Below are 5708 nucleotides of genomic sequence, written 5' to 3'. Positions count from 1 at the left end.
CCCCAGCGGACGCGCCATCCGGATGCCGTCGCCGGTATTGCTTTCGGCCGCCGGCGAGAAATGTTCCTGGCCGGTCGGCGCATGGGGATAAAGCTGCTTGCGGCGCTCAAGATCATGCGGGAAGCCACCCGTCGCCAGCACGACGCCGCGACGGGCGTTGACCCGCACCACTCCGTCTCTGGTTTCGATTATCGCGCCGGTCACGGCTTCTCCGCTCCTCAGAAGCTCCCGTGCGGGCGCTTCCAGCCAGAGCGGGATTCCGAGGTCGAAGGCCGACTTGGCCAGACGACCGGCGAGCGCATTGCCGTTGGTCAACCGCATGGCGCGGCCATGCAGCAGCAGGTCGCGGCAATACTTCATCAGGAGCTTGGCAACATAGCCAGCCGACACAACCGAGCGGGTCACATTGAAGAAATGCAGCAGCTCCTTGCCCGAGCCGATCATCATCCCGACAAAGGTAATTTCCTTCAGCGGCGGCCGCAGCGTCTTGATGTTGGCGCCCAGTTCACGACCGTCGAAAGGCTCGGCGCAGATCGAGCGTCCACCGGTGACGGCGCCGGGAGCGTTCGGATGGTAGTCGGAGAATTGCGGGCCGAGGACGAATTTGACGGCCGTCCTGCTCTCGAAGAATTCGACCATCTGCGGGCCGTTCTCGAGGAACGCGTCGACACGCTCGGCATCGAAATGGTTGCCCGCCTCGTGCTGCAGATAGGTGCGTGCCGCTTCCTTGCTGTCAGACATGCCTTCCCGCGCAGCCAGCGGATTGGCCGGGATCCAAAGCCATCCACCCGAGCGCGCCGTCGTTCCGCCGTAGACGGATTCCTTTTCGACGATCAGCACGTCGAGCCCATGCAGCTTGGCCGTTACCGCTGCGGCCATGCCGCCCGCGCCGCTACCAATCACCAGCAGGTCGCAATCATGGGTCTTCACAGGATTCGATGCATTCATGGCGTGCTCCACTCAGACAGTCAGATAGCCGCCATCGACCGGGAGCATGGCCCCGGTCACATAGCTGGACATCGACGAGACAAGAAAAACCACCGGACCGACCAGCTCTTCGGGCTTGCCGGTACGCCCCATCGGCGTATGCGCCATGAAGCGGCCGATGGCTGCCGGATCATTGCGGGTCGCCTCGGTCATCGGCGTATCGATCACGCCGGGCGCGATGCCGTTGACGCGGATTCCCTCGGACGCCAGTTCGGCGGCCAGCGCCCGGGTGAACTGCAGTACCGCGCCCTTGCTGGCGGTATAGGTGGTTGCCCGCGGACCGGTCGCAAAGGAGTTGATCGAGCCTAGATTGACGATGCGGCCTTTGGTGACGCGAAGCTGCGGCAGCAGCGCGCGCACCATGTTCTTCATGCCGGAGGCATTGACGGTCAGCGTGTCCTGCCAGTGACGGTCATAGTCGGGGTCGTCGATCGCGACTCGACGGATTATCCCGGCATTGTTCACCAGGATGCTTGCGGGGCCGAGGGCCGCAGAACAGGCCTGCGCGAAGGCCGCGCATTGCTGCGGGTCGGCGACGTCGAGTCCGGTGGCAAAGGCCTTGCCGCCGGAGCGGGTGATCTCGTCTGCCAGCCCGGCAACACCGGCCGCATCAACGTCGCCAAGGCCAACCGCCGCCCCTTCCCGTGCCAGGCCCAGAGCGATGGCCCGCCCGTTTCCCTGCGCGGCACCAGTCACGACGGCAACATCTCCCTCCAGCAGCTTGGGCATCGCTTCACTCCCGGAATTCGTGTATTGCGAATGAGTTCGTCATTTAATAAAATGGCGACGTCTGAAATGCAAGGCAATGTGTGCCTGCTTTCGGTTTTCTGGAGGAAGCGCCGCTGCCAAGCGGCCTATTCGGACTCATCCGACGGGAGAGGATCATGCGTCAGCTATTTGTGAAGGCCGCAGCGGCGATCGCGCTGCTCGGTGTATCGGCAGTGCCCGGCGTCGCCGCGGCACAGGCCAAAAATTTCGACCTGCAATCGGTGTTCGGCCTGCAGGTGCCGTCGATCGGCCAGAGCCCGGTGAAATGGGCCGAGCGCGTCGCGCTGATGACCAACAACGAGGTCAAGATCAAGGTGCACGGCGCCGGTGAATTCGTGCCGCCGTTTGAGGTGTTCGGCGCGGTATCCAACGGCTCGATTCCGATGGGCTTCGACTGGGTCGGCTACTGGGCCGACAAGATCCCGGTCGCCAACCTGGTCGGCTCGATGCCCTTCGGCCCGAACCCGGAGCTGTTTCTGGGCTGGATGTTCCAGGGCGGCGGTCTGGAGATCATCCAGAAGGCCTATGATCCGCACAACGTGAAGATCCTGCCGTGCCATATGGTGGCGGCGGAAGCCGGCGGCTGGTTCAACAAGGAAATCAAGACCGTCGACGACATCAAGGGCCTGAACATGCGCATCGCCGGCCTCGGCGCCAAGGCGATGGCCAAGCTGGGCGCCAACGTGCAGCTGGTGCCTGCGGGCGAAATCTTCGTCTCGCTGGAGCGCGGCCGTATTGAGGCGGCGGAATTCTCCGCGCCGCAGCTCGACATCGGTCTCGGCCTACAGAAGATCGCCAAGTACTACTACTTCCCCGGCTGGCACCAGCCGTCCAGCTGGGACACGATCATCATCAACATGGACGTGTGGAAGAAGTTTACCCCCAAGCAGCAGCAGATCATGACCGAAGCCTGCCTGGCCAACATAACCTACAACTGGTACGACCAGCTGAACGCCCAGGTGAACGCGATCGAGCAGATCGAGAAGGCCGGCGTGAAGGTGCAGCGCTTCCCCGAGCCGGTTCTCGCCGCGCTCTCCAAGGCCGCCACCGAGGTGATGGAAGAGGAAGCCAAGAAGGACGCGCTGTTCGCCGAGGCCTACCAGTCGCTGACCGCCTACATCAAGCGCGTCGGCCGCTGGAACGATCTGCAGGCCCTGCCGCGTAACTGACAAACCGCGGGTGCGCCGCTGCGATACGGCGCACCCGGCATTTCTTTTTACAAAAGCGAGGATCGGCCGGTGATCGCTCTGCTGAAGAAAATCGAAGAGGCCTGCGCCTGGTTCGGCCGAATCGTTGGCTGGGCCACGCCGATCCTGGTGGTCAGCGTCTGCATCGGCGTCGCGATGGTCCATTTCCGGGTCAACACCTTTGCGGACTGGGGCTTCGCCCTCCCGCTGCTGGGCGAAAAGCTCACCCTCAACGGCCTGAACGACCTGCAATGGCATCTCTTTGCCGTCATGGTGATGCTGGGTGGCGTCTACGCGCTGCACACCGACGGCCATGTCAGCGTCGACTTCATCGCCAACAATTTCACCGAACGAACCCGCCGGATCGTCGTCATTGTCGGCGACGTTCTCTTCCTGCTTCCCTTCGCCGCGGTCATGACATGGTTCGCCTGGAAGTTCATGATGTCGGCCTATACGACGGGTGAAGGCTCATCTTATGGCGGCCTCGTCGACCGCTGGATCATCAAGGCCGTGATGCCGCTAGGCTTCGGCCTGCTCGGCCTGCTGGGGCTGGCGCGCAGCCTGCGGCTGCTGCTGCAGTTCTTCCTGCCGCCACCGAAAACTCTCCACAAGGCCTGAACCGATGGACTATTTCTGGCCGCTGCTCATGTGCGCCGCCCTGCTGGTCGGCATCTTCACCGGCTATCCGGTGGCGATGGTACTTGCCGGCGTCGGCGTCATTTTCGCCTTCCTTGCTGACGTGCCGATCCTGTTCCTGTCGACCGGCGTGTCCCGCACCTTCTCCGGGATTCTCAGCAACTGGCTGCTGATTGCCGTACCCCTCTTCGTCTTCATGGGCCTGATGCTGGAAAAGTCCGGCATCGCTCAGCGCCTGTTGCGCTCTCTCGCCGGACTGCTCGGACCACTGCCCGGTGGTTATGCCTTTGCAGTCGCCATCATCGGCATCGTCATGGCCGCCTCTACCGGCATCATCGGCGCCTCTGTGGTGCTGATGGGCGTGCTGGCACTGCCGGTGATGCTGCAGAACCGTTACGATCCACGGCTCGCCACCGGCATCATCGCCTCTACCGGCACGCTCGGCATTCTCATTCCACCCAGCATCATGCTGGTTATCCTCGGCGACACCCTGCGCATTTCTGTCGGTGACCTGTTCGCCGGCGCGATGATCCCCGGCCTTCTTCTTGGCGCGCTCTACGTTGTCTACCTGATCTTCGTGGCCATCTTCCGGCCGGAGTCGATGCCCCCGCTTCCGGCCGGAGAACGCATGCCGTTTGGCCGCGCCGTGATACAGCTGATCCGCGACCTTCTGGCTCCGATGCTGCTGATCCTGGTGGTACTCGGCTCGATCATAGCCGGCATCGCCACGCCGACGGAGGCGGCGGCCCTCGGCGCGTTGGGCGCGTTCCTGCTTGCGCTGGTCTCACGCCAGCTGACCTGGCGACAGTTCGTCGAAGTTCTGAACGAGACCACCCGCACCACGGCAATGATCATGTTCGTCATGATCGGCGCGACGATCTTCAGCGTGATCTTCCGCAAGCTCGGCGGCGACACCATGATAGCTGACGCACTCGGCGTCGAGGATGCCGGCACCAATCCCTACTGGGTCATGTTCCTCATCATGGCGTTCGTCTTCGTGCTGGGCATGTTTCTCGACTGGGTGGAAATCACCTTCATCGTCATGCCGATCGTGGCACCGATCATCGCGGGCCTCGATTTCGGCCTCGGGCAGGAGCAGATCCTGCTCTGGTTCGCCATCCTGTTCGCGGTGAACCTGCAGACCTCGTTCCTGACGCCGCCCTTCGGCTATGCGCTGTTCTACATCCGCGGCATCGCTCCGCCGGAGATCGGCACCCGCGTCATCTATCGCGGCATTATCCCGTTCGTTATCATCCAGCTGACCGCCCTGCTGCTGACCATCGTGTATCCGCAGCTGGCGCTCTGGCTGCCGGCCAAACTGCTTGGTTGATCAAGAGGAGTTTCCCATGTCGAAAGCTTTCGCCTCCACCGCCGACACCGCCGAGAAGAAGATCTCCTTCACCCAGCTGGGCGAAGGACTCTACGCCTTCACCGCTGAAGGCGACCCGAATACTGGTGTCATCATCGGCGATGACGGTGTAATGGTGATCGACACTCAGGCAACGCCGAAGATGGCCGGCAAGGTGATCGAGCATATCCGCAAGGTCACCGACAAGCCGATCAAGTATGTGCTGCTGTCGCATTACCATGCGGTGCGCGTGCTCGGTGCCTCGGCTTACCAGCCGCAGCAGGTCTTCGCCTCCGAGGCGACCCGTTCGCTGATCGTGGAACGCGGCAAGGAGGATTGGGATTCCGAATACGGCCGTTTCCCCCGCCTCTTCCAGGCCGCCGATACCATCCCCGGCCTGACCTGGCCGACCATGACCTTCCCCACCAAGTTCACCCTCTACATGGGCAAGCGCCGGGTGGAGATCATGCATCTGGGCCGCGGTCACACGGCGGGCGACACCATCGCCTGGGTACCCGATGCCGGCGTCATGTTCTCGGGCGACCTGGTCGAATACCACTCGGCCTGCTATTGCGGCGATGCCCATTTCAAGGACTGGCCGAAGACTCTCGACAAGATTGCCGAGTTCAATCCCAAGGCCCTGGTCCCGGGTCGCGGCGACGCTCTGACCAACCCGAAGGAGGTCGGCGAGGGCCTGCAGCTCACCCGCGACTTCCTCACCACGCTCTACGGCTCGGTATCGGAGAGCGCCGCCAAGGGCCTGCCGCTGAAGGAAGCCTTCG

At 63.0% G+C, this 5708-nt stretch carries 6 protein-coding genes; 4 read left to right on the top strand and 2 right to left on the bottom strand.

The window, feature by feature from the left end:
- Positions 1 to 948: FAD-dependent oxidoreductase (locus tag VKZ87_RS09930; RefSeq protein WP_324221098.1), on the bottom strand; the 948-nt coding region annotated here is incomplete at its 3' end.
- A gap of 12 nt (positions 949 to 960) precedes the next feature.
- Positions 961 to 1716 carry an SDR family NAD(P)-dependent oxidoreductase gene (locus tag VKZ87_RS09925; protein ID WP_324221097.1) on the bottom strand — a complete coding sequence of 252 codons (756 nt, stop codon included), beginning with the start codon at positions 1714 to 1716 and terminating at the stop codon, positions 961 to 963.
- Positions 1717 to 1871: 155 nt separating this feature from the next.
- Here VKZ87_RS09925 and VKZ87_RS09920 point away from each other — a divergent pair, with 155 nt between their 5' ends.
- The 4 genes from VKZ87_RS09920 to VKZ87_RS09905 all read left to right on the top strand — a co-directional run.
- Entirely contained in the window at positions 1872 to 2924 is a 1053-nt protein-coding gene (locus tag VKZ87_RS09920) for a TRAP transporter substrate-binding protein (RefSeq protein WP_324221096.1), read from the top strand.
- 69 nt (positions 2925 to 2993) lie between these two features.
- On the top strand, positions 2994 to 3560 hold the full coding sequence (locus tag VKZ87_RS09915; protein WP_324221095.1) for a TRAP transporter small permease subunit: 567 nt from the start codon (positions 2994 to 2996) through the stop codon (positions 3558 to 3560).
- A 4-nt stretch (positions 3561 to 3564) separates the two neighbouring features.
- Positions 3565 to 4908, top strand: a complete 1344-nt coding sequence (locus tag VKZ87_RS09910; protein ID WP_324221094.1) for a TRAP transporter large permease subunit — start codon at positions 3565 to 3567, stop codon at positions 4906 to 4908.
- Positions 4909 to 4924: 16 nt separating this feature from the next.
- Positions 4925 to 5708, top strand: a 784-nt coding sequence (locus VKZ87_RS09905; RefSeq protein WP_324221093.1) for an MBL fold metallo-hydrolase, incomplete at its 3' end; no start/stop codon positions are given.

This window comes from Ferrovibrio sp. (genome assembly GCF_035304305.1).
Classification (GTDB): Bacteria; Pseudomonadota; Alphaproteobacteria; order Ferrovibrionales; family Ferrovibrionaceae; genus Ferrovibrio.
The sequence above is the reverse complement of the archived record's forward strand: the minus strand, read 5'-3'. Positions and strand labels throughout refer to the sequence as shown.

Coding starts and splice junctions, on each gene's coding strand:
- VKZ87_RS09920 (WP_324221096.1), top strand. CDS start 1,872: ATGCGTCAGCTATTTGTGAAGGCCGCAGCGGCGATCGCGCTGCTCGGT.
- VKZ87_RS09910 (WP_324221094.1), top strand. CDS start 3,565: ATGGACTATTTCTGGCCGCTGCTCATGTGCGCCGCCCTGCTGGTCGGC.
- VKZ87_RS09925 (WP_324221097.1), bottom strand. CDS start 1,716: ATGCCCAAGCTGCTGGAGGGAGATGTTGCCGTCGTGACTGGTGCCGCG.